Genomic DNA, 26304 nt, shown 5'->3' on the forward strand with positions numbered 1-26304 from the left:
CGGGAGGGGGAGGACGATCAGCATGGATGGATTCGCCAAGACCGATACGCGGCTTCCGGCCTATGCCCGGTTGCGCGACACGCTGACCGGACGGATCTCGCAGGGCGAATGGACGCCTGACGCGCCGATCCCGTCCGAGGCCCGGCTCGCCCGCGAGTTCGGCGTGTCGGTCGGCACCGTGAGAAAGGCGGTCGACGGCCTCGTCGAAGAGGGGCTTCTGGAGCGCCGACAAGGGTCGGGCACCTTCCTGCGGGCGCCCTCGTTCAACGCGACCCTGTTCCGCTTCTTCGCCATGCGCGACACCGATGGCTCGCTGCCCTCGATCCCCTCCAGCCAGCTGATCCTGCGCAGCGTCACCCAGGCGCCCGAGACCGCGGCCGCCGCGCTGGGAACGCGCGACGTGATCAAGATCGTGCGCCTGCGCAGCTTGTCCGATCAGCCCGTCCTCTTCGAGGAGATCTACATCCCCGCGGAACGCTTCGCCGGGTTCGAGAAACTGCCCGAGACCGAGCTCGGGCCGCTCCTCTATCCGATCTATTTCGAGCGGTTCGGCATCCTGGTCAAACGCGCCACGGACGAGGTGTCCTTCGGCGCGGCCTCGGATCTCGTCGCGCAGAAACTGCGCCTCGGCACGGGCGATCCGCTGGCCATCATCGAACGCACCGCCTTCGACATCGAGGACCGACCCGTCGAATGGCGCATCGCGCATGGGAGCGCGGCCGGATTTCGCTATCGCAGCGAGATCACCTGACACATCCACACGACTTTCAAAGGGAGAGAGACAATGACATTCAAGGCAACCTCTATCGGCGTCGTGGCCGCGGCCCTGATCGCCGCACCGGCGCTGGCCGAGTACCCCGAGCGCACGATCGAGCTGACCATCCCCGCAGGCGCGGGCGGCGGCACCGACACCAGCGCGCGCAAGCTGGCGCTTCTGCTGGAGGAAAAGCTGGGCACCTCGATCGCGGTCCTGAACGTGGGCGGCGGTGGCGGCTCTGTCGGCGCGTCGCAATTCATGCAGGCCAAGCCCGACGGCTATTCGCTCTTCGCGACATGGAACAGCCCGCTGACCACCGTGCCGCAGGTCCAGAACGTCGCCTATTCGCTGGACAGTTTCACGCCGATCGCCTCGACCTCGGAAACCGCCTACACGCTCTGCGTGAAGGCCGATTTCCCGGCCACCACGGGCGAGGAGTTCCTCGCCGAACTGGCGGCCAATCCCGGCAAGTACACCTATGGCAATGACGGCATCGGCGGCACCATGCAGCTCGCGGCCGAGCGTATCTTCCAGGCCAAGGAGATCGAGGCCGTCGCCATCCCGTTCGGCGGTGCGGGCGAGACGCTTCAGAACTTCCTTGGCGGTCACGTGGACATCTACGGCGGCTCGATCTCGACGGTTCTGCCCTATGTCGAGACCGGCGAGGCCAAGTGCCCGCTGGTGACCTCGGCCGCGGATGTGCCCGCGCTGCCCGGGGCGTCGGGGCTCGAGGCGCTGGGGCTCGGCGACAGGGAGACGCTCCTCTGGCGGGCGATCCTCGGGCCGAAGGACCTCGATCCCGCGATCGTCGAACAGCTGGCCGACGTGATCGAAACCTCGGTCAACGATCCGAGCTATGTCGAGTTTCTCGCCACCAAGGGCGAGATCCCGAACGTCGTCAAAGGCGACGCGCTGGGGGAGCGGCTCCAGTCGGAATATGACGCGCTCGCCGAAGTGTCCAAGGCGCTCGGGCTCTGAGCGATGGAGAAGCGGCAGGATATCGTCACAGGCCTGATCTTCGCGGCGGTCGGTCTGGCCGCCGCGTGGATGGCGACCGGCTACCGGGGCGCCAGCGGGACATACCCGATGGTTCTGGGCCTGATCCTGACGCTTCTCGGCGCCGGCATTTCGGTGCGCGCCCTCCGGTCCGGGCGGAATGAGCCGCGACCAATGGTCGATGCTCCCGCCCAGCTGATCTCCGCGGCGTCGGTCGCGGCGGTCTACCTGGCGGCGGTCGTGCCGCTCGGTTTCTACACGGCGTCGTTCCTGTTGATGCTGGCGATGCCGGTGGTCCTGGGGTTCCGGCGGTGGGCCTACGCGCTGATCGTGGCGGTGGTCTTCATGACGCTGGTCTACCTCGTCTTCTCGGTCCTGCTGCAGAAGCCGCTGCCGCGCGAGGCGATCCTGTCCCTTCTGGCGACGGGAGGCTGAGATGGGGTTCTACACCGACGCTCTGACCAATGTCCTGGCGCTTGGCCCGCTGACGGCGATGGTCGGCTCCACGCTTCTGGGTGTGCTGATCGGCGCCCTGCCGGGGCTGAACCCGGTCATGGCCATCGCGCTCCTGCTGCCGCTGACCTATTCGATGGACCCGCTTGTGGCGCTGGCGATGGTCGCGGGCATCTACAACGGCTCGATGTACGGAGGCGCGATCCCGGCGATCCTCCTGCGCATCCCTGGCACGCCCGCCTCCATCGCCACCACCTTCGACGGGTTTCCCATGGCCGACCGGGGTGAGGCGTCCAAGGCCCTGAAGGTCGCCTGCTGGTCCTCGGCGATCGGCGGCATCGCCAGCGCGATCGCGCTGATGACCATGGGGCCGCTGCTGGCGCGGTTGACGCTGTTCTTCGGCCCGGCGGAGTATTTCTGGATCGCGATCTTCGGCATGGCCTCGGTCGGCGTCATGGTCGGATCCGACGCGGTGAAGGGGCTGCTGGCGGCTGTCCTCGGCCTGCTGATCGGAACGATGGGCATCGACAACCTCTCGGGGCAGGCGCGGTTCACCTTCGACCAGACCTGGCTCCTGGGCGGGCTCGACCTGATCGTCGTGCTGGTCGGGCTCTACGCCCTGCCGCCGGTTCTGCAACTGGCCGAGAAATGCGACCTAAAGGGTCTCTCCTCGGCGCAGCTGAAGCTGGCCGATGCGCCCTTCGCGCCCGGTGAGGTCCGCGGGCTGATCCCGACTTGGCTGCGCTCCTCGGGCATCGGCATCGGTGTCGGCATCCTGCCCGGAGCGGGCGGCAACATCGCGGCCTTCCTCAGTTACAACGCGGTCAGGAACGCCTCCGACGATCCCGAGAGCTTCGGCAAGGGCAATCCGCAGGGTGTCGCCGCCGCCGAGTGCGGGAACAATGCCGACAACGCCGCCTCGATGATCCCGGCGCTGTCCCTGGGCATCCCCGGCAACGTGGTTGCGGCCCTCGTCTTGAGTGCGCTGACGATCCACGGCCTGCAGCCCGGACCGCAGCTCTTTCACCAGAACCCGACGCTCGTCGGCGGGTTCATGATGGAGATGCTGATCACCTCGCTCCTGATCTTCGCCCTGGGCGGAGCGGTCGCGACCCGCGTCTTCGCGCAGTTCCAGCGGCTGCCCGGTGTGCTTCTGGTGCCCGCCATCCTCATACTGATGTGCGTGGGCGTCTACGTTATCAACGGCCGGATCGTCGATCTCTGGGTCATGCTGGCCGCCGGGCTGGCCGGATATTTCCTCGAGAAGGTCGACGTGCCGCTGGCGCCGATCATCCTCGGGATGATCCTCGGGCCCATGGCCGAGCAGAGCGTCCGCCGCGCGCTGCTGATCAGCCGGGGCGACGCGACCGAGCTGTTCACCCGACCGCTTTCCGCGACGCTCGCGATCATGACCTTTCTGGTCATCGTCTGGCCCGCAGTGAAGGCGCTTCGACGCCGTCGCAGGCTAAGAGCGGGGTAAGTCCGCCGCCGCGTCTCAACGGTGAACGGATCCTGTCCCGGCGGTTGGCCCCTTTGCCATTCTCAAAAGGGCAGATGCCCGCGACGACGCAAGGCCCAATCTCCGCGGGGCGCCAACCTCAGTCCGGCAAACCGGCCCGTGCGAGCCCTGTCGCATAAGCGCTCTGGAAGTCCGGATCCTGGATGATCGGGTTCGCGGTCAGGACATCGGTCACCGTTTGCGGCTCGCCGAGCATCTGCGCCTCCTCGATCTCCCAGTCCGCCGCGTCGACATCGCCGGTCATGGCATAGGCGGCGGCCAGCCAGAGCCGCGAGAAGGCGGCGGTCGGGCTCATCTCGACGGCGCGGAGGAAATCCTCGACCGCGCTTAGGTACTCCTCGTCGAAATAGGAGACGATCCCGCGGTTCTGGTAATACCAATAGGGCGGCGTCTGGTTGAGATCGAAGGCGGTGGCGATGGCCTGGCGGGCCGCATCGGTCTCTCCGCCGCCGACATAGACCAGCGCGATGAAGCCGTAGGCATCGGCGTAATTGGGGTCGATCTCGATGGCGGCGCGCAGCTCTCCCATCCCGCGCTCGCGGCTCGAGGGCGTCCGCCCGAGCCGCGAAAGGATGCGGCCCAGCGTCCACCGGGCAAAGGGGTTCTCGGGGTCGAGCCGCACGGCCCGCTCGGCCATCTCGATGGCGAGAACCCGGTCCGTCTCGGCGCTTTCGCCCCAGCCATAGCGCGACGAGAAATCGTACATGTTGGCGAGCCGCGCATAAGCCTCGGTATAGCCCGGGTCCACGTCCAGCGCTTGGCGATAGAGCGACAGCGCGCGCGTGACGCCCGGACGGTCGAGCGCGGCCTCGAAGTGACGGCCCTGCAGGAGGAGGTCGTAGGCCGAGACGTCGGAGGTCCCGGCATCCAGAAGGCGCGCCTGCTCCTGCGGTGCGAGCCGGAGGGACAGCGCGTCGACGATCTTGGCGCGGACGTCGTCCTGAATGTCGAAGAGGTCGCCGAGCTGCCGGTCGTAGCGCTGCGCCCAGACATTGGACCCGGTCGCGAGTTGCACGAGCTGAACGCTGATCCTGATCTGCGCGCCCTCGCGCTGGACGCTGCCATCCACCATATGCGTGGCCCCGTAGCGGGCCATCGTGTCCGAGACCGTTTCGGGCGCGCTGCGCAGCCCGAAGGTCGTGTTCCGCGACAGGACCTTCATCGCCTTTAGGCGCGACAGGTCGGTCAGAAGATCCTCCGCGAGCCCCGAGGACAGGTAATCCTGTTCCGGATCGCTGCTGAGGTTCTCGAAGGGCAGGACGGCGATCGTCAGCGCCGGTTGCGGTGCGGTATCGCTGTTGAGGAAGGCCCGGGCGGCAGCAATGGCCAGGACGAGAAGCATTGAGGCAACGAGTGCCGCGATGATCCGGGACCGGGATCGCCGCTTGGTCTGCTGATCCGGGCCTGACGGCGCCTCGGTCGGCGCGGCGGCCTCTGGCGCTGTCGTCGCTGCCAGCCGGTAGCCCTGCTTCGGCACGGTCGCGAGCCGCTTTGCGTCGTCCGCCCCCAAGGCGCGCCGGATCTCCGAGATGCACTGAACGAGGCTGTCATCCGTCACATGCGTGTCCGGCCAGACCTCGCTCATCAGCGCGTCCTTGGTGACCAGCGCCCGGCGATGGCGCGCGAGAACACCCAGGACACGCGCGGTCTGCGGCCGAAGCGGGATCTTCGTGCCATCGGGCGAGGTCAATTCCTCGGTTTCGGAGTTGAACCTAAATGCCCCGATCAAAAGGGTTTTCTGGGCTTTCGTCAAATTTCGTGCCGGCCTTCGTGACTTTCGTGGCCGAGAACGAGCTTGCTGACATCAGGCGCTGCGATTGGCGCTGCAAACCGCAAGAAACCAATTCCCAGACCACGGAGACCATTATGTTCAGGGCACCCATCATTTCCACCCTTTTCGCCGCAGCGGCTCTTCAGGCCTCCGCCGAGCCGTCCGACGGGCCCGACCTCTCGATCCTGCCCGAGGAGGTCGCCGCGCGGGTGATCGAGTTGCAGGCGCATGGCGACCGGTTCGAAGACACGATCCGTGCGATCCTGGCCGAAGCGAGGAAGCCGGGCTGGACCTTCGAGAGCCCCGGTGAGGATGCCGGCGAGATCGCTGCTGTGGCGGAGAAGGAGTGATCGGCGCGTGCGCGGCCCGGCGGCGGAGACGCGGGGCGCAAAGGGCGTCTCGGGTAAGTGCGGGGCGCTCCGCTTGGCGACCGGCGTGCCCGCGCAGAGTGCTGACCCCCGGACATCGATCGCTGGGGCGGAGCGCCTGTTGCGATCGAGGGGGCAGGGGTCACAGTATCATCGGACGAGCGCGGGAGGCCTGCGGATACGCAGACCTCCGACGCCGATGCATCACCAGGCGTTGTAGGCCAGGTACTTGCCGGACATCTCGACCTTGACGCGGTCGCCCTTGGGGTTCGGCACGCGGGTCACCTGCATGTCGAAATCGATGGCCGACATGATGCCGGTGCCGAACTTCTCTTCGATCAGCGCCTTCAGCGTCGGGCCGTAGACGCCGACGATCTCGTAGAAGCGATAGATGCAGGGATCGGTCGGGACCGACTGTTCCCAGACCTTGGTCGGCGGCTCCTCGAGCACGCCCGCCGCTTCCTGCGGCAGACCGAGCGTCGTGACGAGCGCCTCGGCCTTGTCCTTCGGGAAGCCGTTCATGCCCATGCAGGCGGAATGGGTCCAAACCGGCGACATGTCGATCTTCTCGGCGATCTCTTCCCAGGTCATCCCGGCCTGCTTCTTGGCCGAGAGGATCATCATCGTCACGTCTTCCTTGGTCATCATGGTGGGCACCTCAAACGTATCTTTCATGGTCGTTTCCTCCTTTTCGGTCTTGGGATGTCCGGCTCAGAGTCCGAGATCGGACAGGCCGGGATGGTCTCTGGGGCGCGGCCCCTGGGGCCAGTGAAACAGGCGCTGATCCTCGGCGATGGGCACATCGTTGATCGAGGCGTGGCGGACCGCCATGTGGCCGGTCTCGGCAAATTCCCAGTTCTCGTTGCCATGGGCGCGGAACCAGTGACCGTCTTCGTCGTGCCACTCGTAGCAGAACCGCACCGCGATCCGGTTGCCGTCATGGGCCCAGATCTCCTTGATCAGCCGGTAGCCGTTCTCGACGGCCCATTTCCGGGTCAGGAAGGCCTCGACCTCGGCGCGCCCGTTCAGGAATTCCGAGCGGTTGCGCCAGCGCGTGTCCGGCGTGTAGGCCAGCGCGACCTTGGCCGGGTTGCGGGTGTTCCAGGCGTCCTCGGCCATGCGCACCTTCTGGACGGCCTCTCCATAGGTGAAGGGCGGAAGCGGAGCGCGGATCTGGGGCTCGGCGGTCATCTCAGGGTCCTGTCACTCGTTCACGGCACGCAGCCGCGGCGCAGGCTCGGCCTCCTCCTCGGAGGCCGAGGCGGTCTTATCGATCCGCACGGTGACGGGGCGCTGATCGGCGGCGTCGCTCTTCTGACCCGACATCTCGCGCGAGCGCTGGCCGAGGAAGTGCACCAGGTGATTGCGGATCGCGTAGTAATTCGGATGCTCCACGATCTCGGTGCGGCTGCGCGGGCGCGGGATGGTAATCTCCACCGATTCCGCCACCCGGGCGAAGGGACCGTTCGACATCAACAGGATGCGATCCGCGAGAAGGATCGCCTCGTCGATGTCATGGGTGATCATGAAGACCGTCTGCTCGGTGCCGCCCCAGATCTTCAGAAGCTCGTCCTGGATCGTGCCCCGGGTCAGCGCGTCGAGCGCGCCGAAGGGCTCGTCGAGAAGCAGCAGCTTGGGATGGTTGGCAAAGGCCCGCGCGATCGAGACCCGCTGGCGCATGCCGCCCGAGAGCTGCGCGGGCTTGCGGTGCACCACGTCGCCCTCGAGCCCCACCATGGCGAGGTATTCGCGCGCCCGGTCCTCGACCTGCCGCCGCGACCAGTCGGGGTAGCGGGCGCGGATGCCGAAGATCACGTTCTTCAGCGCCGTGAGCCAGGGCAGGAGCGAGTAGTTCTGGAACACCACCCCGCGGTCGAGGCTCGGGCCAGAGACCTCGAACCCGTCCATCTTGACCACGCCCGAGGTTGGCTCGGCGAGGCCCGCGAGGATGTTCATGATCGTCGACTTGCCGCACCCGGAATGGCCGAGGATGCAGACGAACTCGCCCTTCTCGACGCCGAAGCTGGCGTTTTCGAAGACCGTGAGCGTCCCGCCCGCACCATCCGGGAACTGCTGGGTGAGCCGCTCGATGCTGAGAAATGGTTTCGACATCGGATGTGCTCCTTATTCGGCGAAGGCGACGGTGCGCTGCAGGACGCCGAAGGCGCTATCCAGCAGCATCCCGACGACGCCGATCATGAGAATTGAGAAGATGACGGAGGTGAGATCGAGGTTGTTCCACTCGTTCCACACGTAGTAGCCGATCCCGGTGCCACCGACGAGCATCTCGGCCGCGACGATGACGAGCCAGGCGATGCCGATGGAGATCCGCATGCCGGTGATGATCGTCGGCGCCGCCGCGGGCAGGATCACCTGGAACGCGGTCCGGAGCGAGCCCAGCTCATGGGTGCGGGCGACGTTGACCCAGTCCTGCCGGACCCCGGCCACGCCGAACGCGGTGTTGATCAGCATTGGCCAGATCGAGCAGATGAAGATCACGAAGATCGCGCTCGCCTCGCTGTCCTGGATGATGAAGAGCGCCAGCGGCATCCATGCGAGCGGCGAGATCGGGCGCAGCACCTGGATGAACGGATTGAAGGCCTTGTAGGCGATCTGGCTCATGCCAATCAGGAAGCCGAGCGGGATGGCAACGAGTGCGGCCAAGATATAGCCCGTCAGCACGCGGTAGATCGAGTAACCGATCTGAATGCCGATGCCCTTGTCGTTGGGGCCCGCGTCATAGAACGGGTTCGAGAGCTGCTCCCAGGCCTTGGCGAGAACCTGCGAGGGGGGCGGGACGCCCGCTCTCTCCTGCCCGAGGCCCATCAGGCGCTCGTATTCGGTCAGCTCTTCGGCGGCCTTCTGTGCGGGAATGGCGGCCTCCCAGATCAGGAGGCCGACGATCAGCATCAGAACCGACAGAAGCGCTGCGCGCTGGTTGAGGCTGAGATTGGAGAGCATGGATCAGCCCTTCCCGATCGCGAAGCTCGAGACGTAGTCCTCGGGCGTTGCGGGATCGAAGGTCTTGCCCATGATCGTGTGGGATTTGTAGGTGACATCGGGCGCCTCGTAGCCGAGATCGGTCATCACCTTCTTGCAATCGGCGGCAAGGTAGACCTGCTCGGCCACGGCCTTGTAGTCGATATCGCCCTCGATATAGCCCCAGCGCTTCATCTGGGTGAGGATCCACACCCCCATCGAGTGCCAGGGGAACGGGTCGAAATCGATCCGGTCGGGCACCTGCTTCACCTCGCCAAGCCCGTCCGCATAGGTGCCGGTCAGGACCTGTTCGATCACCGGAACCGGCTGGTTGAGGTAGTTCGTCGGTGCGATGGCGGCGGAGATTTCCTTGCGGTTCTCGGGGTTCGAGGCGTATTGCGTCGCGTCCACGATCGACTTCAGAAGCGCGCCATAGGTATTGGGCAGCTCGGTCGCGAAAGAGAGCGGCGCGGCGAAGGCGCAGCAGGGATGACCCTCCCAGATGTCCTTGGTGAGCGTGTGGATGAAGCCGATGCCCTCCCAGACCGCGCGCTGGTTGAACGGGTCGGGCGAGAGGTAGCCGTCGAGGTTTCCGGCACGCAGGTTCGCCACCATCTCGGGCGGCGGGACCACGCGGATCTGGATGTCGACATCCGGGTCGAGACCGAACTCTGCCACGTAGTAGCGCAGAAGGAAGTTGTGCATCGAGTATTCGAACGGAACGCCGAAGGTGAAGCCCTTCCACTGCGCCGGATCGCGCTTGTCGAGATGTTCGTTCGACAGGACGATGGCCTGGCCGTTGATGTTCTCGACCGCGGGCATGATGTAGGGCTCGGCCACCGATCCTGCGCCCAGCGTCATGGCGAGCGGCATCGGCGTCAGCATGTGGCTCGCGTCGTATTCCCCCGAGAGCGACTTGTCGCGGGCCACCGCCCAGCCTGCGGTCTTGATGACCTGCGCGTTGAGGCCGTAGCGCTCGTAGAAGCCCATGGGCTGGGCCATGATGATCGGCGTGGCGCAGGTGATCGGAACGAAGCCGATGCTGAGATCGGTCTTCTCGGGCGGCCCAAGCTCGTCGAGGATCGCGGCCTTGGCCTGATCTAGCGGGAAGACGGAGGCCAGCGCCGCCGCCACCGTCCCGCCGCCCAGCATCCCCATGAAGGACCGGCGGGACAGGTCGTTATGGCCGAACACGGAGCGCACGATCGCGCTTTCCACCGCGCGTTCGAGCATCTCTTCGGAGCCCATCGGCGTCGAGACGCGCTCGTCGGCCTTCAGCGTGGCCGTGCAGCTGTCGCACCCGCACTCAGCGCCGTGGCGCAGATCGGTCTTCGCGGAAAACGGATTTCCGAGGCTTTTCGTGCTCATGGCTTTCCCCTCATTGCTGTGTGATCATCCTCAGTCTGACGAGGGGGCAGGGGTCACGTAAGGATGCGCCCAAAATTTCAACATCATGAAAAGTGTCTACGAATACATGGGCTTGGATGCTTTGGTGAGTGTGTCGATATCGCGAAATTTCGTAAATTACGAAATTTCATAAGATCGCGGCGCGCCCGCCCGCTATGCTCGAAAACATGAAGGATACCGTCGCCCGCCCCGATTCCCTCCTGCACCTCCTGCCGGAGCCCGCGCTTCTGATCGACACGCGCGAGGACCGGATCGTCGAGGCCAATGCCCGCGCGGTCGATCTTCTGAAGCTGCCGCGGACCGGGCCGGTCCGGCTGGAGCGCTTCCTCGGAAAATCCATGCCCTGGTTCCTCGTCTTCGTCGAAGAGGTCGATCACCGGGGCGAGGGCTGGACCCGGGCGGTGTCGATGACGACCGCCTTCGGGGACCCCTTGCGTTGCGAGCTGCGCGCGCGCTTCGTCGAGGGTCAGCCGGAGCTCTTGTTCCTGGTGATCCACGATCTCGACGAGCTCGACCGCCGCGCCGAGCGCATGGAGACGGAAGGTCTCCACCGCGCCGGTCTCGACACCTGGCGCCGCGCAGAGGGCTTCTTCGCCGAGCTCGAGCGCCGCAACCAGCTCATCCTCAACGCGGCCGGCGAGGGGATCTACGGCATCAATTCCGAGGGCAAGACCACCTTCGTCAACCGCGCCGCGCAGGAGATGCTGGGCTGGACCAGCGCCGATCTTCTGGGACGTGACATCCACGCGATGATCCACCACCACCACCTGAACGGCGAGGTCTATCCCTCGCATGACTGCCCGATCTACCGCTCCTTCCGCTTCGAACAGGTCAGCCGGATCGAGGACGAGGTGTTCTGGCGCAAGGACGGCCGTCCGATCCGCGTCGAATATGTCTCGACCCCGATCTACGATCAGCAGGTGCTGGCCGGGGCCGTGGTGATCTTCCGCGACATCACCGAGCGCAAGGAAAACGAGCGCAAGCTGCGCGAGGCGCTGGCGGAGGTGGCCGACCTGCGCGACCGGCTCGAAGAGGAGAACGCCTATCTGCAAGAGGCGATCTCGACCGAGCGCGCCCATCACGACATCATCGGCGTCTCCCCGGCCACCCGCCAGGTCCTGGCGCGGATCGACCTCGTGGCGCGCACCGATGCGACCGTCGTGATCTCCGGCGAGACCGGCACCGGCAAGGCGCTCGTCGCCGCCGAGATCCACAAGGTCAGCGACCGCGCGCGGCGGCCGCTCATCCATTTCAACTGCGGCTCCGTCGCGCCCGAGACCGTCGAGGTCGAGCTCTTCGGCCAGGTGCGCGGCGCGAGCGCTGCCGCCACGCGCGACACGCCCGGTAAGCTCGAGATCGCCCATGGCGGCACGCTCTTTCTCGACGATGTCGAACAGCTCCCGCCGGAAATCCAGAGCAAGCTCCTGGTCGCCCTGCAACGGCGCGCGGTGATCCGCGTCGGCGACACCCGCGAGCGGCCGCTCGACATCCGCGTGATCGCCGCGACGACCCGCTCGGGCGATGGCAGGGGCGGGGTGCGGCGCATCCAGCAGAACCTCTTCATGTTTCTCAACGTCTTCCCGATCGAATGCGTGCCGCTCCGGGACCGTCCCGATGACATCCCGTTGCTCGCCGCACATATGCTCCGGATCGCCTGTCGGCGGCTCAACCGTCCGGTGCCGGTCCTGACGGAGGGCGTGGTGCGGCAACTCCTTGCCTATGAGTGGCCCGGCAATGTGCGCGAGCTTGGAAACGTGATGGAACGCGCGGTCGTGATCTCGAAGGGCAGCAAGCTTATCCTGGAGCTCGGCACGGATCGCGATGCGGGAGCGCGCGGCGACACGATGGTGCGCACCGAGGCGGAGATGCAGGCGCTGGTGCGGCGCAATATCGTGAACTGCCTTCGCGAGACCTCGGGCCGGGTGTCCGGGCAGGACGGAGCGGCCGCGCTTCTCGGCATCCGTCCGTCGACGCTCTATTCGCGGATCAAGTCGCTGAATATCGCGGAGGAGGAGTTTCTCGCCGCGCCAGGCGCGCCGCGCTGACGCGGCGCGCGTAAGGCAGTCCGAAGCGCGCTGTTTTCGTCCGGTATGCTTAAGCGTGGCTCAGGTCGGGCGAGCCCCTCCCGGGATCACGGCTGGCGACTGAGAAGCGACGGGCCGACCTCGCTGAAGGACGGCGTGCCGACCTGTCCGAGCGTCCGCACAAGCTCCAGCGACAGGATCTCGAAGGCCCGCCGCGCGCCTGCCTCGCCCCCGGCACCGACGCCGAAGGCGAGCGCCCGGCCGGCAAGCGTGAAATCCGCGCCGAGCGCCTTGGCGCGAACGATATCTGCGCCGCGCCGGATGCCGCTGTCGAGGATGATCTTGATCCGTCCCGAGAGGGCCTTGGCGATGGCGGGCAGCGCCTCGATGGTGGGAGGTCCGAAGGCGACCTGTCGGCCGCCATGGTTCGACACGACGATCCCGTCGCAGCCCATCTCGGCGCAGCGCACCGCGTCGTCAGGATGGAGGATACCCTTCACGACGAGCTTTCCCTTCCAGCGGTCGCGCAACCGTTCGAGCGCCTCCCAGGTGAAGCCGGGGGTGATCAGGGTCTTCTGCACATCGGCATAGGAGGTCGCGGCCTGAAGCAGGTCAGCGTAATTGGCGATATTGGGCTTGCCGTGCCTGAGCGTCGCGAGCGACCAGACCGGGTTGGCGACAAGCCCCGCCAGCACCTCGGGCGTGATCCGGAAGGGGACGCTGAGCTGGTTGCGGATGTCGCGGTCGCGCTTGCCCGCGGCGGGCACGTCGGCGGTGACCATCATCACCTCGTAGCCCGCGGCCTTGGCGCGCAAGATCAGGCCCTCGGTCACGCTCTCGTCGCTCGAGACGTAGAGCTGGAACCAGCCGTTGCTCTGGGCGGCCTCGGCCAGCGCCTCGAGCGTCGTCGAGGCGGCGGAGCTTGCCACATAGGGGATGTCCTCGGCGGCGCAAAGGCGCGCGAGCGCCAGATCGGCGCCGGGCCAGAAGGCGTTCAGCATCCCGATCGGGGCCATTCCGAAGGGCGCCGCGAAGCTCTGACCGAAGATCTCCGTGCCCGTGTCGATCTTCGAGACATCGACCATGTAGCGCGGCGTCAGCTGCACCTCTTCGAAGGCCTCGCTGTTGCGCCTGAGGTTGCGCTCGGATTCCGCGCCGCCATCGACGAGGTCGAAGGCGAAGCGCGGGATCCGGCGGCGCGCCCGGAGGCGGAGATCCTCGATGGAAGCGGCGCGGTCCAGTCGCATCAGATCGACCACCCGCCGTCGATGGCGAAGGCCTGTCCGGTGGTGAAGGCCGACATGTCGCCCGCGAGGTAGCAGACCATCTCGGCGATTTCGTCGGGCTGGCCGAGGCGGCCCATGGGCTGGCGATCCTTGAATGCCGCGAGCGCCTTGTCGAAATCGCCGGTGGCCGCCAGGCGGTCGTTGAGCGACGGGCTCTGCACCGTGCCCGGGCAGATCGCGTTGCAGCGGATGCCGTCCTTGACGAAATCCGCGGCGATGGCCTTGGTCATGCCGATGATCGCGGCCTTGGAGGCGCCGTAGACGAAGCGGCGCGGCGCGCCCTTGAGGCTCGAGACCACCGAGGCGATGTTGACGATCGACCCCGATCCGCGCTCGAGCATTCCGGGGAGAACCGCCTTGGTGATGCGGAACATCGCCTTGGCGTTCAGGTCGAAGGCGCGGTCCCACTCCGCGTCGCCGCAATCGAGGATGGTGCCGTCATGGACCCAGCCCGCGCAATTCACCAGGATGTCGATCTTCCGCAGCGAGGCGATCAGCGCGCCCACGGCCTCTGGGTCGAGAACGTCCAGCCGGTGCGCCGTGATCCGGTCGTTGCCGGATGCGAGATCCGCAACCGCGTCGCCGTCGATATCGGTCGCCACGACCTCTGCGCCGCGCGCGGCCAGCGCCTCGGCCGAGGCGCGGCCGATCCCGGCCCCTGCAGCGGTGACCAGAGCGGTCTTTCCCTTCAGTGTCTCAGTCATGTGTCTCTCCTCATCGCGCGAGCCAGCCGCCATCCACGGTTACCACGCTCCCATGGCAATAGCTGCCGGCGTCGGAGGCGAGGAACACCGCGGCCCCGGCCATTTCCGAGGGGTCGGCGAAGCGGCCCGCCGGGATGCGCTCCAGAAGCGCCTTGGAGCGCTCGGGATCGTCGCGGAGCGCCTGGGTGTTGTCGGTCGCGGTGTAGCCGGGCGCGATGGCATTGACGTTCACGCCATGGGGCGCCCATTCGTTGCAGAGCGCGCGGGTCAGGCCGATCACCGCGTGTTTGCTGGAGGCGTAGGCCGGCACGCGCAGGCCGCCCTGCGAACCCAGGACGGACGAGACGATGATGATCTTGCCCGAGCCCTGCGCCACCATGTGCCGTCCCGCCGCCTGCGACAGCAGCCAGACGGAATCGAGATTGACCGACAGGACCCGCCGCCACTCTTCGAGCGGCATGTCGACCGAGTCCTCGCGGTGGATGATCCCGGCATTGTTGACGAGAATGTCGAGACCGCCCAGTTCCTCGGCGGCGAAACGGGTGATGCTCGACGCCGCCGCCGCGTCCATGCCCGCGAAATCCGCTTGCACGGCGGCGGCCTTCCGGCCCATCGCCTCGATCTTCGCGAGCGTCTCTTCGGGTTCGTGGCTGCGATAGGTCAGCGCCACATCGGCCCCGGCGGCGGCAAGGCCGAGGGCGATGCCCTCGCCGATGCCGGTCGCGCCGCCGGTGACCAGGGCCTTGCGGCCGGTCAGGTCGAACGGGTGCGACATGATCAGTACCGGTTCGCGATCGGCAGATCTTCCGCCGGGAAGAGCGAGATCACCTCGCAGCCTTTCTCGGTCACGACCACCTCTTCCTCGATCCGGGCTGCCGAGTATCCGTCCGCCGCGGGGCAGTAGGTTTCGAGCGCGAAGACCATGCCGGTCTGGATCTCCATCGGATGATCGAGGCTGATCGCGCGGCTGATGATCGGCCGCTCGTGCAGCGCAAGGCCCAGGCCGTGGCCGAATTGCAGGCCGAAGGCCGCGTCTTCGCTCGGGAAGCCGAACTCCTCGGCCTTGGGCCAGAGCTTGGCGACCTGATCGGTGGTCACACCCGGTTTGATCGCCTGGATCGAGGCGTCGATCCACTCGCGCGCCTTCACATAGGCGTCGTTCTGCGCGGGCGTGGCGCGGCCGATATTGAAGGTCCGGTAGTAGCAGGTCCGGTAGCCCTGGTAGGATTGCAGGATATCGAAGAAGGCCTGGTCGCCGGGGCGGAAATAGCGGTCGGTGAAGTTGTGCGGATGCGGGTTGCAGCGCTCGCCGGAGATCGCGTTGATCGCCTCGACATCGTCCGAGCCCATCTCGTAGAGCATCTTGTTCGAGAGCGCGACGATGTCGTTCTCGCGCACGCCGGGTTTCAGCTCTTCGTAGATCATGTGGTATACGCCATCGACCATCGAGGCCGCCTGTGTCAGAAGCTGGATCTCGTCCCAGTTTTTGATCTCGCGCGCCGCCAGCATGATCTGCTGGCCGTCGATGACATGCAGGCCCTCTTCCTGAAGCGCGTGGAACATGGCCGTCTCGGCATAGTCGACGCCCACTGGCATGTCGGCCATGCCTGCGTCCTTGATGAGCTGCGCGATCATCTTGGCGTATTTCTTCATCAGGCCGAAATCGGGCGGGATGGTCCCGCGCATGCCGACCACACCGGCAAGGCAGTGATCGGGCTCCAGCCAGTCGGAATAGCGCTGGTGGTGGACGGCGGCCGAGCCGAAATCCCAGACATAGGGGCTGTCATCGCCGGTCAGCAGGCAGAAGCGGCACATCTTGTCCCGTTCCCACTCGCCGATCTTGGTGGCCGAGACGTAGCGGATGTTGTTCACGTCGAAGAGCAGGAGCGAGCCCGCGGGCGAGTTCTGCAGCGATTGCCGCGTCCGCGCGAGGCGGTAGCGGCGCAGGCGGTCATGGTCGATCCGGCGTTCGAAATCGACGGACATGTGGCCCGAGGCGGGCAGGCGGTCGCGCCACTCCCAGTTCGGCTCCAGATCCTGCGGGGTCAGCATGTTCGGCATCAAGGCGCGTGACATAGGTCTCTCCTTCGGGGCGCGCGCATAGCGGCCCGTTACTTGCGTTGAACTTTCGGAAAATCAGCGGATTACTTCGTCACCCAGCCGCCGTCGATCGAGATCATCTGGCCGGTCATGTAATCGCTGTCATCGGAGGCGAGGAACGACGCGGTGCCGGTGATGTCGTCGGGATAGGACACCCGCTTGATGACCAGGTTGTTCTCGACGATGTCGTCATAGGCCTGGCCCGCGCGCTCCTTGAAGCCGATCTCGACGAGGTCCTTGTCGAGCTGTTCCCAAAGGGGCGTGACCACAACGCCGGGCGCGTAGCCGTTGACGGTGATGTTGTGCTCGGCAAGTCCCAACGCGCCGCACTCGGTCAGCGCAAGACAGCCGTATTTCGAGGTGCAGTAGACCGTCACGTCGACGAGCGGCTTGCGCGAGGCGATGGAGCCCACGTTGATCAGCTTGTAGGGATGCCCGTCCATCGGTCCCTGGGCGATCATCTGCTTGGCGGTCTCCTGCATGCCGAGCCACATCGCCTTGGTGTTGACGTTCATGATGAGGTCCCAGTTGTCCTCGTCGATATCCATGAAGAAGCGCGGCTTGTTGAGCCCGGCGTTGAAGAGACCCACGTTGATCGAGCCGAAGGCCTCGACGGTCGCGGCCACGGCGGCGGCGTTGTCCTCGCGCTTGGTCACATCCATCTTCACCGCGATGGCCTTGCCGTTTCCGGCGGCGTTGATCCGGTCGGCGACCGTCTGCGCCTCGTCTCCGTCGAGATCTCCGAGACAGACATTGGCACCCTGCGCCGCGAAGGCCTCGGCATTGGCTGCGCCCATGCCGCGGGCGGCGCCGGTGATCAGGATGTTCTTACCGTTCAGGCGATTGGGGTCCATGATTTCTCCTCCTCGAAAATCGGTGGTCAGGTCTGGCACATGAGCGCGTCGGCCCGTGCTTGGGCCTTGCGCAGGGCATCGCGCGGCGACACGAGGCCGCGCAGCATGTCGTGACATTCCTCGCCGCAGACCCGGATGATATCGACGATCTCCGGGACCGGCGGGCGCGGCCAGAATTGCAGTTCGTCGCGCCAGGACATCGCGTCGACCGCCTCGAACACGTCGGAGATGCGGCGCACCTCCGGGTCCGAGCCGACCGAGTAGCGCGGATTGGTGCGGCTGCCGTTCTGGACGTAGAGCTTCTGCGCCTCGGGCGATGTGAAGACGGTGAGCGCCTCGGTCGCCGCCTCGATCCTGTCGGGCGCGAGATTGGCGGGGATGCCCATGACGTATCCGCCCACCGGCGCGACGGGCGCCGCTCCGGGTCCGGCGGGATGCGGCAGGTAGCCGGTCTGGTTGAAGGCGGGCGAGGTCGGGTCGAGCTCGAAATAGGGGGCGAGAAGCGTGTAACCGTAAGCCATCGCGATATGCCCGGCCGAATAGCGATGCACGCGCTCGTACCAGGACATCGAGAGGATGTCGGGCGGCGAGTATTTCAGAAGCTCCAGCAGGAACTCCGCGGCCTGGAGGCCGGCCTCGGTGTCTATGGTCACGCGGTACCCACCCCCCGCGAGGTGGCTCGCGTCGTAGCCGCCCGCGATCTTCGGCAGGTCGAGCACGGGCTGGCCGAAATCGGCCATCGTCATCAGCACGGTGTGCCCGAGCGCGGTGCCGCGCGCGGCGTTCCAGGCGATCCCGTAACGCCCGCGCCGCGGCTCGTGCAGGGTGCGGGCGGCGTTCAGGAGCGCGTCGGTCGTGGCGGGGGGCTCGAGCCCGGCATCCGCGAAGAGATCGCGCCGGTAGAACAGGAGCTCGGGCGTCGTCTGGGCCGGGACGCCATAGGCGCGACCGTCCCAATGGGCCGCCTGCCAGCCCGCGGTGTGGAAATCCGCCGGGTCGATCCGGGCGAGGTCCATGACCTCGTCGAGGGGCTTCAACACGCCCTTCTCGGCGAACTCGCCGATCCAGGGCAGGTCGACCGCGATGATGTCGTAGCGGCTCGCCGTGCGCTCGGCGTTGCGCAGCGCTTCCTCGCGCAGCCGGTCGATGGAAAAGGCGCGCTGGCTGATCTGCTCGCCGATCACCTGCTCGAACTGCCGCTTGAGCGTCTTCATCGCCATGAAGGTCGGATCGCCATGCACCAGCACGCGCAGGCCGCCCGGAACCTTCAGAGGCTCCGTCCGGACCTGGAGCGGGGGGATCGACTGCGCCGCGGCGTAGCTGCCGCCGAAATAGTAGTCCCGTGCGTCCTGCGCCCGGTCATGCCCGCCGAAGCGCGTCTCCGTCAGGCGACGGACGCGCTGGGCCAGCTGCACCCACTGCTCGAGAAGCGAGACGCTGGGATGCAGCGAAAAGCTCTTGCCGGTCTTGGTGCGGGGGCGCTGCTCGATCAGCTCGGCCTCGAGCATCTCCTTCAGGCGCCGACTCGCCGTGGCATAGGGCACCCGGCTGGCGCTGATCAGCGTCGTGGCGGTGACCATCTTGCCTTCGAAATGACCCTTGAGAAGATGCAGCGCCATACGCAGATGCGCGTTGGGTGCGCTCAGGTCCAGCGCATCCTCGAGCTCGTCGCTCAGGTCGTCCAGGAACGCGAGAACGTCCAGAAGCTCGGCGCGCGCTTCGGGCGAGACCGCTTTCATCTGGCTATGTGCTCCCATCGCGTTCATAGATGCGGTGTGCCCCTTGGCTTGGCTGTTGCTCTGCTGTGCCGCGATGGTCTCAGGCTTGTCTGGTTTAGGATTGCCCATCGGTAGCCTCCCGAATTTGTTCAAAGTGACAGTCACGACGTATCGCAAAAAATGTCCATTTTGGAGGTGTGGATGTCCAAAATGGATAAATCTCCTGCGTTGCGGGCGGCGCTTAATCGGCAGGGTCGAGGGCAGTCGTTCGGTGTGCCGAATGATACCGTTGCGTCCGGGAGGGGCGCCGCTGACATCTAGGATGAGACCGGTATTTTCCGGGAGGAGACATCATGAACATTCGCACTGCTCTTGCAGCCAGCACCGCCATTCTTCTGGCCGGTGCGGCATCCGCCGAGACGATGAAGATCGGCATCACCCAGAACAACGTGGGTGTGGACAGCTACCAGACGACCTACGAACAGGCGTTCATCGCGGCCGCTGAAGCCAATGACAACGTCGAGACCGTCGTGCTCGATGCGGGCGGCGACGTGGCCCGCCAGATCGCGCAGGTCGAGGACCTGATCCAGCAGGAGGTCGACGCGATCATCATCTGGCCGACCAATGGCGAGGCGGTGATCCCCGCGGTCCGCAAGGCGCATCAGGCCGACATCCCGGTCATCGTCACCAACTCGAACATCGCCGAGGCGGGCTTCGACTTCGTCGCCAGCTTCTCGGGCCCCGACAACATCACCCAAGGCGCGCGCTCGGCCGAGATCATGTGCGACAAGTTCAAGGACATGGGCATCGAGTCCGAGGCCCAGATCGTGCACATCACCGGCCAGCCCGGCTACACCACCGCCATCGAGCGCGCCAAGGGCTTCGAGGACCGTCTGCCCGAGGTCTGCCCCGACGTGACCATCGTCGAGACGCAGCCGGGCGACTGGAACCGCGAGAAGTCGCAGCAGGTCATGGAGGCCTTCCTCGTCAAGTATGACGATATCGACGGCGTTTACGCCGGGGACGACAACATGGGCGTGGGCGCCTTGAACGCCGCCAAGGCCGCGGGCCGCGAGGGCATCATCTTCGTCGGCGCCACCAACTTCGCGGTCGGCTACGAGGCGATGGCCGCGGGCGAGTACTGGGGCTCGATCTACCAGTCGCCGGTCGACGATGCCGAAGCTGCGCTCAAGACCGCGATCGACGTGCTCAACGGTGAAGAGGTTCCGTTCCTGAACTACTTCGATACCCCGAAGATTACCCAGGACAACATGGGCGAGTACGACAAGCCGGTGTTCTGAGGCTCCTCCCGACTGCGGGGCGCGCGCGTACGGCCTGGCCGGTGCGCCCCGCATGTTCAAGGCAAGATCGGAATTCTGCAGGAGGACGCGCCATGGGACGGGTGTCTGAACGGGTATGCATCGTCACCGGAGCCGCGCAAGGCATCGGGCGAGCCATCGGAGAAGCGCTTCTGGACGAAGGCGCCAAGGTCTGTTTCGCCGATATCAACGGCGACAAGGTGGCCGAGGTGGCCGAGGCCAACCGCGCCCGGGTGAGCGGCCCCGACGAGGTGGTGACCTCGGCGCAGGTAGACGTCACCGACCGCGAACAGGTGCGTGCGATGATCGCGCACACGGTCGAGACCTTCGGCAGGCTCGACGTGAAGTTCAATAACGCGGGCGTCAACAAGCCCATGAAATTCATGGACGTGACCGAGCAGAACTGGAATTTCATCATGGGCGTCAACGGGCTCGGCTGCATGATCGGCATGCAGGAGGCCGCCCGCCAGATGATCGCCCAGGGCGGCGGCGGCAAGATCATCAACACCGCCTCGATCGCCAGCCGGCAGGGCTTCGACAACGTGGCGCCCTATTGCGCCTCGAAATTCGCGGTGGTCTCGCTGACCCAGTCGGGCGCGCGCGACCTCGCCAAGCATGACATCACGGTCACCGGCTTCGCTCCGGGCGTGGTGGCGACCGAAATGTGGGATCAGGTCGACCGCGACCTGATGGAGATCGGCGCCGCGGACCGTCCCGGTCAGGCGATGGAGGAGTTCTCGTCCGAGATCCTCCGCGGCCGGGTGGCGACGCCCGCCGACGTGACCGGAACGACGACGTTCCTGGCATCTCGGGACAGCGATTACATGACCGGCCAGATCGTCATGATCGACGGCGGCATGACGCTCGTCTGAGCGGGAGCCGGAAGAGAGAGGAAGAGCGGCCGTCGCCTCTGCGACGACCAGTCCAGGGAGGAACACATGACGGCACTGACGAAGTCACGGCTCGGTGGGCTGGTGGCAAAGCAGGGTATTTTGATCGCCTTCGCGGTCTTCATCCTGGTTTTCACGATCGCCAATCCGAAATTCCTGACCATCGACAACCTGTTCAGCGTCGTGCGGTCCTCGGCCATCCTGGGGGTCATGGCGCTGGGCGTCACCTTCGTGGTGATCAGCGGCAATCTCGATCTCTCGGTCGGCTCGATGATGTCCTTCTCGACCATCGTGGTGCTCGATCTGCACGACAAGATCGGACCGCTCCTGGCGATCCCCGCGATGTTCGCGATGACGCTCGCGCTGGGCGCGATCATCGGCTTTCTGGTGGGCTACCTGAAGCTCAACTCGCTGATCGTGACGCTCGGGATGCTGTCGGCCATCCACGGTCTGACGCTCACCTATTCGGGCGGCAAGAACATGGACATCGCCGACAAGGAAGGCACCTGGTTCAGCGTCTTCGGGCAGGGCAGCCTTCTCGGCATCCCGGTGCCGATCCTGATCTTCGCGGCCCTCGCGGCGCTTCTGGGCCTGACGCTCAGCAAGACGCCCTTCGGTCGCAAGGTCTACGCGGTCGGCGGCAACGGCACCGCCGCGACCTTCTCGGGCATCCGCCGCGCGCGGACTGTCTTCAACTGCTACCTGATCTCGGCCGCCTGCGTGGCGACCGCGGGTCTTATCCAGGCGAGCCGCAGCCTCGGCTCGCAGAACACCGTGGGGCAGGGGCTCGAACTCGAGGTGCTGGCCGCCGTGATCCTGGGCGGTGCGTCGCTGATGGGCGGCTCCGGCACGATCTTCAAGACCGTGATCGGCGTCCTGATCCTGGGCTTCATCCAGAACGGTCTGCTTCTCCTGGGGCTGCAGTTCTACGTCCAGTTCGTCGTGACCTGGATCATCATCATCCTTGCTGTCTGGCTCGATATCGCGGCCAAGCGCGGCAAGCTCTGGTCACCGATCGCATAAGGGAGGAACCGCTATGCAACCGGGCGCTCTGTCCAAGGCTCTGAAAAGCGGCGCGATCTGGGGCTTCATCGTCCTCGAGCTGGTCTTCTTCAGCATCGCCGGCGAGTTCATGTCGCTCTCCGACAAGGCCTTCATGGATTTCGAGAACATGCTCCTGCTGCTCAAGCAGTCGGCGCCGATCGGGATCATCGCGATGGGAATGACCATCGTCATGGTGAACGGCAATATCGACCTGAGCGTCGGCGCGACCTTCGCCATCGCAGCGATCGTGCTGCTCGACAGCCTGACCTGGCCGATCTTCGCGGGCCTGGGTGACTGGGTCATCCCGGTCTCCTGGCTCCTGGCCCTGACGACCGGCGTGGTGCTCGGCGCGATCAACGGGCTGATCGTCTGGAAGACCGGCGTCGATGCCTTCATCGTGACGCTCGGCTCCATGCTCGGCTATCGCGGCATCGTCTTCATGTTCAACGGCGAGAACCCTACGAGCCACCTCAACTGGACGCTCGTGGATTTCGCCGAGGCGCAGTTCCTGGGGCTCCATACCGCGACCTGGTTCCTGCTCGTCGTGACCTTCGGCATCTGGTTCCTGATGACGAAGACCGTGCATGGCCGGAACGCCTATGCCATCGGCGACAACCGCGAGGCGGCGGTCAATGCGGGTATCCGCGTCGGGCCGCACATGATGATCAACTTCGCGATCATCGGCTTTCTCGCGGCGCTCTCGGCGGTGGTCTTCTACTCCGAGTCGGGGTCGGTGAACCCCAATGACGGCCAGCTCTACGAGCTTTGGGTCATCACCGCCGTGGTTCTGGGCGGCACCAAGATCACCGGGGGCGCGGGCAGCGCCATCGGCACCTTCGGCGGCGTGATCGCCATCCAGCTCCTGCGCAAGGGGCTCGGCCATATCGGCGCCGACACCTCCACCGTCAACCTCGTCATCGGCTGCATCCTGATCGCGGTGCTGTTCCTCGACCGCCAGCTCAACGTCAAAGGGAAAGAGGAGTTGAAGATATGACCGACCCGGTTCTCCGTCTCGAGGATATCGTCAAGACCTTCCCCGGCGTGCGTGCGCTCGATGGCGTGTCCCTCTCGGTGATGCCCGGCGAGGTGCATGCGCTGATGGGCGAGAACGGCGCGGGCAAGTCGACGCTGATGAAGGTCCTGGGCGGCATCCACCAGCCCGACGGCGGCGCGATCTACATGGGCGACAGCCAGGTCGTCATGTCCGGGCCTCTTGAAGCCAAGGCCAAGGGGATCGTGTTCATCCACCAGGAGCTCAGCCTCGCCGAGGAGCTGTCGGTCGCCGAGAACATCTACCTGGGCGAGCTGCCGCGGAAATCCTTCGGGCGGGTCGACTGGGCGCTCCTGACCCAGCGCACCGACGCGATCCTGAAAAAGCTCAATGTCGGCTTCACCGCCAAGACGCGGGTCGGCGATCTCTCCATCGCCAACCAGCAGATGGTCGAGATCGCGCGCGCCCTCACGGTCGATGCGAAGGCGGTGATCTTCGACGAGCCGACCGCGTCGCTGACCGATGCCGAGAAATCGGTGCTCTTCGACGTGATCGCCGATCTCAAGGCCGACGGGGTGGGGATCATCTACATCTCCCACCGCATGGAGGAGATCTTCAAGATCACCGACCGCATCTCGGTGCTTCGGGATGGCCAGTACCAGGGCACCGTGGAGACCGCGGACAGCACCGAGGAATCGGTCACGCAGATGATGATCGGGCGCAAGCTCGACCTGAGCCGCAACGCCTCGCATCACGAATTGGGCGAGGTCGCGCTGGAGGTGCGCGGTCTGAGCTGCGGCAAGCTTTACAAGGACGTCAGCTTCTCGGTGCGCCGGGGCGAAGTCGTGGGCTTCTACGGTCTCGTGGGCGCAGGACGGACCGAGATCGCCGAGACGCTCTTCGGCCTCCGCGATCCTTCGGCAGGCACCATCCTGCTCGATGGCGAAGAGGTACGTCTCAGCTCGCCGACCGATGCGATTTCGCGCGGCATCAGCCTGGTGCCGGAGGACCGCAAGGGGCAGGGGCTGGTTCTTGGCATGAATTGCCGGGACAACATGACCCTGCCGCAGGTCGACGATCTGAAGGCCGGGCCGTTCGTGGCCGAGGGCGCCGAGGTCGCGATCTTCGACCAGTATCGCGACCGGCTCGACATCCGGACACCGGGCTGGAAACAGCTCGTGGGCAACCTCTCGGGCGGCAACCAGCAGAAGATCGTGATCGGCAAATGGCTGTCGATGCACCCGACGCTCCTGATCGTCGACGAGCCGACCCGCGGCATCGATGTCGGCAGCAAGTCCGAGATCCACAAGCTGCTCCGCGCGCTCGCGGCGCAAGGCTACGCGGTCATGGTGATCAGCTCGGAGATGCCGGAAGTGCTGCATGTCTCCGACCGGATCGTCGCGATGTATTCCGGCAAGATCATGCGGACCTTCACGTCGGACGAGGTGACCGAGGACAACCTCATCCAGGCGATCTCGGGCATCGAGACCGACCAGGCGGCATGATGCGGATCGGCTTTGCAGGACTGGGGCGCATGGGCAGCGCCATGGCGCGCAATCTCGCGCCGGTCGCAGAGACACTCACGCTCTGGAACCGCTCGCGAGGGAAAGCCCAAGCACTGGCCGCAGACCTGGGCTGCGCTGTCGCCGATAGCCCCCGCGCGCTGTCGGATGCCTCCGACGTCGTCGTGACCATGCTGGCCGATGATGCGTCCTCGGAGGCGGTGCATGGCGGCGCGGACGGGCTTTTCGCCGGACGGGCGCGGGTCTTTTTCGAGATGGGCACGATGAGCCCCGACCATATCTGCTGGCTTGCCGAGAACGCACCAGAAGGTGCGCAGGTGATCGACGCGCCGGTCTCCGGCGCGACGCAGGCCGCCGCCGAGGCGCAGCTTCTCATCATGGCGGGCTGCACCGAGGACGCGGCCGCACCGCTCGCCCCGATCTTCGCGGCGCTGGGCAAAGAGACCATCTGTCTCGGACGCCCCGGCGCGGGCGCGGTGATGAAGCTCGCGGTCAATTCGCTGATCCACGGCCTGAACCAGACGCTGGCCGAGGCGATGGCGCTGGCGGAGGCCTCGGGCATCGCGCGCGAAGCCGCCTTCGACGTGATCGAGGCCAGCGCCGCCTGCGCGCCGATGCTCAAATACCGCCGGCTGCTCTACCTCGACGAGGCCGCGCATGACGTGACCTTCACGGTCGCGCTCGCCCGCAAGGACATGGAAGTGACCGCGGCCCTGGCCCGCGCGCTTGGCACCGCCATGCCGCAGGGACTGACCACGCTGGCCGAGCTCCGCGCCGCCGAGGCTAGCGGCTACGCCGAACGCGACATGGCCGCGATGCTGGACCACATGAGAAAGGACCACCCATGAAAGCAGCCCTCTTCGTCGGTGGCTGGGAAGGCCACGCCCCGACATCCTTCGCCGACTGGTACCGGGAGCTTCTCGAGGCCAACGGCTTCGAGGTCGATGTCTACGACACGATGGAGCCGCTCGAACGGCCCGAGACGCTGTCCGATGTCAGCCTCATCACGCCGATCTGGTCCTCGGCCCGCTCCGGGCACCTCGAGGAGTTCGGCAACATGACCAAGGCGCAGGAGGACGGGCTTCTGAAGCTCATCGGCGACGGCTGCGGCATCGCCGGGTGGCACGGTCACATGGGCGACGCGTTCCGCGACCGTCCGACCTACCACTTCCTGATCGGCGGCCAGTTCGTCGCCCACCCGCCGGGCTGGCCCGACAACCTGCAGCCGGCCGAGGATTACATCGACTACGACGTGACCATCTGCAAACCGGACGACCCGATCGTCCGGGGCATCAAGAGTTTCCGGCTGACCTCGGAGCAGTATTACATGCTGGTCGATCCCTCGAACGAGGTGCTGGCGACGACCACCTTCTCAGGGGATCATCTCTGGTGGATCGAAGGCACGGTCATCCCGGTGGTGTGGAAGCGCCGCTGGGACAAGGGCCGGGTGTTCTACTGCTCCATCGGCCACGAACTGGACGATCTGAAAACCCCGCAGGTCACCGAGATCATCCGCCGCGGCGCCCTCTGGGCCGCCGAGGGCAAGGCGGCGTGAGGCGCGCCTCCGCCGCATCCAGAACACTTCGAAACGAACAGGACAG

The 26304-nt window shown here is 66.0% G+C and carries 25 protein-coding genes; 13 read left to right on the forward strand and 12 right to left on the reverse strand.

The window, feature by feature from the left end; all coding sequences use genetic code 11:
• Positions 1-22 precede the first annotated feature (22 nt).
• The 4 genes from ACFQ4E_RS02370 to ACFQ4E_RS02385 are packed head-to-tail and all read left to right on the forward strand — an operon-like array spanning position 23 to position 3686.
• Positions 23-751 (forward strand): GntR family transcriptional regulator, encoded by a 729-nt coding sequence (locus ACFQ4E_RS02370; RefSeq protein ID WP_386801315.1) that lies wholly within the window; start codon positions 23-25, stop codon positions 749-751.
• A 33-nt stretch (positions 752-784) separates the two neighbouring features.
• Complete coding sequence (locus tag ACFQ4E_RS02375) at positions 785-1735, forward strand: tripartite tricarboxylate transporter substrate binding protein (protein WP_386801316.1); 951 nt, start codon at positions 785-787, stop codon at positions 1733-1735.
• A gap of 3 nt (positions 1736-1738) precedes the next feature.
• Entirely contained in the window at positions 1739-2188 is a 450-nt protein-coding gene (locus tag ACFQ4E_RS02380) for a tripartite tricarboxylate transporter TctB family protein (protein ID WP_386801317.1), read from the forward strand.
• 1 nt (position 2189) lies between these two features.
• Positions 2190-3686, forward strand: a complete 1497-nt coding sequence (locus ACFQ4E_RS02385) for a tripartite tricarboxylate transporter permease (protein WP_386801318.1) — start codon at positions 2190-2192, stop codon at positions 3684-3686.
• A 118-nt stretch (positions 3687-3804) separates the two neighbouring features.
• On the opposite strand, the gene ACFQ4E_RS02390 is transcribed toward ACFQ4E_RS02385, so the two are convergent.
• Entirely contained in the window at positions 3805-5454 is a 1650-nt protein-coding gene (locus tag ACFQ4E_RS02390) for a winged helix-turn-helix domain-containing tetratricopeptide repeat protein (protein WP_386801319.1), read from the reverse strand.
• 137 nt (positions 5455-5591) lie between these two features.
• Between ACFQ4E_RS02390 and ACFQ4E_RS02395 the strand changes: the two genes are divergently transcribed.
• A complete protein-coding gene (locus ACFQ4E_RS02395; protein ID WP_386801320.1) occupies positions 5592-5846 on the forward strand; it encodes a hypothetical protein in 255 nt (84 codons plus the stop codon).
• Between the two features lie 222 nt (positions 5847-6068).
• On the opposite strand, the gene cynS is transcribed toward ACFQ4E_RS02395, so the two are convergent.
• The 5 genes from cynS to ACFQ4E_RS02420 are packed head-to-tail and all read right to left on the reverse strand — an operon-like array spanning position 6069 to position 10211.
• The gene (cynS, locus tag ACFQ4E_RS02400; protein ID WP_386801321.1) at positions 6069-6539 is read right to left on the reverse strand and encodes a cyanase; all 471 of its coding nucleotides are present in this window, start codon (positions 6537-6539) and stop codon (positions 6069-6071) included.
• Positions 6540-6575: 36 nt separating this feature from the next.
• Complete coding sequence (locus ACFQ4E_RS02405) at positions 6576-7055, reverse strand: nuclear transport factor 2 family protein (protein WP_386801322.1); 480 nt, start codon at positions 7053-7055, stop codon at positions 6576-6578.
• 12 nt (positions 7056-7067) lie between these two features.
• Positions 7068-7976: an ABC transporter ATP-binding protein gene (locus ACFQ4E_RS02410; RefSeq protein WP_386801323.1), complete on the reverse strand. Its 909-nt coding sequence runs from the start codon at positions 7974-7976 to the stop codon at positions 7068-7070.
• A gap of 12 nt (positions 7977-7988) precedes the next feature.
• Complete coding sequence (ntrB, locus tag ACFQ4E_RS02415; protein ID WP_386801324.1) at positions 7989-8825, reverse strand: nitrate ABC transporter permease; 837 nt, start codon at positions 8823-8825, stop codon at positions 7989-7991.
• Positions 8826-8828: 3 nt separating this feature from the next.
• Complete coding sequence (locus ACFQ4E_RS02420) at positions 8829-10211, reverse strand: CmpA/NrtA family ABC transporter substrate-binding protein (RefSeq protein ID WP_386801325.1); 1383 nt, start codon at positions 10209-10211, stop codon at positions 8829-8831.
• A 206-nt stretch (positions 10212-10417) separates the two neighbouring features.
• Between ACFQ4E_RS02420 and ACFQ4E_RS02425 the strand changes: the two genes are divergently transcribed.
• Entirely contained in the window at positions 10418-12295 is a 1878-nt protein-coding gene (locus ACFQ4E_RS02425) for a sigma 54-interacting transcriptional regulator (RefSeq protein WP_386801326.1), read from the forward strand.
• Positions 12296-12381: 86 nt separating this feature from the next.
• On the opposite strand, the gene ACFQ4E_RS02430 is transcribed toward ACFQ4E_RS02425, so the two are convergent.
• The 6 genes from ACFQ4E_RS02430 to ACFQ4E_RS02455 form a co-directional block, all read right to left on the reverse strand.
• The gene (locus ACFQ4E_RS02430; protein WP_386801327.1) at positions 12382-13521 is read right to left on the reverse strand and encodes an alpha-hydroxy acid oxidase; all 1140 of its coding nucleotides are present in this window, start codon (positions 13519-13521) and stop codon (positions 12382-12384) included.
• Positions 13521-14264 carry an SDR family oxidoreductase gene (locus tag ACFQ4E_RS02435; protein WP_386801328.1) on the reverse strand — a complete coding sequence of 248 codons (744 nt, stop codon included), beginning with the start codon at positions 14262-14264 and terminating at the stop codon, positions 13521-13523. Before ACFQ4E_RS02435 ends, ACFQ4E_RS02430 begins: the two co-directional genes overlap by 1 nt.
• Positions 14265-14274: 10 nt before the next feature.
• Positions 14275-15039 carry a glucose 1-dehydrogenase gene (locus ACFQ4E_RS02440; protein ID WP_386801329.1) on the reverse strand — a complete coding sequence of 255 codons (765 nt, stop codon included), beginning with the start codon at positions 15037-15039 and terminating at the stop codon, positions 14275-14277.
• A gap of 2 nt (positions 15040-15041) precedes the next feature.
• Positions 15042-16340 (reverse strand): M24 family metallopeptidase, encoded by a 1299-nt coding sequence (locus ACFQ4E_RS02445; protein WP_386801330.1) that lies wholly within the window; start codon positions 16338-16340, stop codon positions 15042-15044.
• A gap of 68 nt (positions 16341-16408) precedes the next feature.
• Positions 16409-17218, reverse strand: a complete 810-nt coding sequence (locus ACFQ4E_RS02450) for an SDR family NAD(P)-dependent oxidoreductase (RefSeq protein WP_386801331.1) — start codon at positions 17216-17218, stop codon at positions 16409-16411.
• A gap of 26 nt (positions 17219-17244) precedes the next feature.
• A complete protein-coding gene (locus tag ACFQ4E_RS02455) occupies positions 17245-18957 on the reverse strand; it encodes an ABC transporter substrate-binding protein (protein WP_386801332.1) in 1713 nt (570 codons plus the stop codon).
• A gap of 332 nt (positions 18958-19289) precedes the next feature.
• On the opposite strand from ACFQ4E_RS02455, the gene ACFQ4E_RS02460 reads away from it, so the two are divergent.
• From ACFQ4E_RS02460 to ACFQ4E_RS02490, 7 genes are all read left to right on the forward strand, one after another.
• The gene (locus ACFQ4E_RS02460; protein WP_386801333.1) at positions 19290-20237 is read left to right on the forward strand and encodes a sugar ABC transporter substrate-binding protein; all 948 of its coding nucleotides are present in this window, start codon (positions 19290-19292) and stop codon (positions 20235-20237) included.
• A 92-nt stretch (positions 20238-20329) separates the two neighbouring features.
• Positions 20330-21127, forward strand: coding sequence for an SDR family oxidoreductase (locus ACFQ4E_RS02465; RefSeq protein ID WP_386801334.1), 798 nt, complete (start codon positions 20330-20332; stop codon positions 21125-21127).
• A 66-nt stretch (positions 21128-21193) separates the two neighbouring features.
• Positions 21194-22168: an ABC transporter permease gene (locus ACFQ4E_RS02470; RefSeq protein WP_386801335.1), complete on the forward strand. Its 975-nt coding sequence runs from the start codon at positions 21194-21196 to the stop codon at positions 22166-22168.
• Between the two features lie 13 nt (positions 22169-22181).
• Complete coding sequence (locus tag ACFQ4E_RS02475) at positions 22182-23183, forward strand: ABC transporter permease (protein ID WP_386801336.1); 1002 nt, start codon at positions 22182-22184, stop codon at positions 23181-23183.
• Entirely contained in the window at positions 23180-24685 is a 1506-nt protein-coding gene (locus ACFQ4E_RS02480; RefSeq protein WP_386801337.1) for a sugar ABC transporter ATP-binding protein, read from the forward strand. Before ACFQ4E_RS02475 ends, ACFQ4E_RS02480 begins: the two co-directional genes overlap by 4 nt.
• Positions 24685-25551 carry an NAD(P)-dependent oxidoreductase gene (locus ACFQ4E_RS02485; RefSeq protein WP_386801338.1) on the forward strand — a complete coding sequence of 289 codons (867 nt, stop codon included), beginning with the start codon at positions 24685-24687 and terminating at the stop codon, positions 25549-25551. The genes ACFQ4E_RS02480 and ACFQ4E_RS02485 overlap by 1 nt, the downstream gene beginning before the upstream one ends.
• Complete coding sequence (locus ACFQ4E_RS02490; protein ID WP_386801339.1) at positions 25548-26258, forward strand: ThuA domain-containing protein; 711 nt, start codon at positions 25548-25550, stop codon at positions 26256-26258. Before ACFQ4E_RS02485 ends, ACFQ4E_RS02490 begins: the two co-directional genes overlap by 4 nt.
• Positions 26259-26304: the final 46 nt, after the last annotated feature.

Origin of the sequence: Litorisediminicola beolgyonensis (genome assembly GCF_042679605.1) — a bacterium.
Lineage (GTDB): Bacteria > Pseudomonadota > Alphaproteobacteria > Rhodobacterales > Rhodobacteraceae > Litorisediminicola > Litorisediminicola beolgyonensis.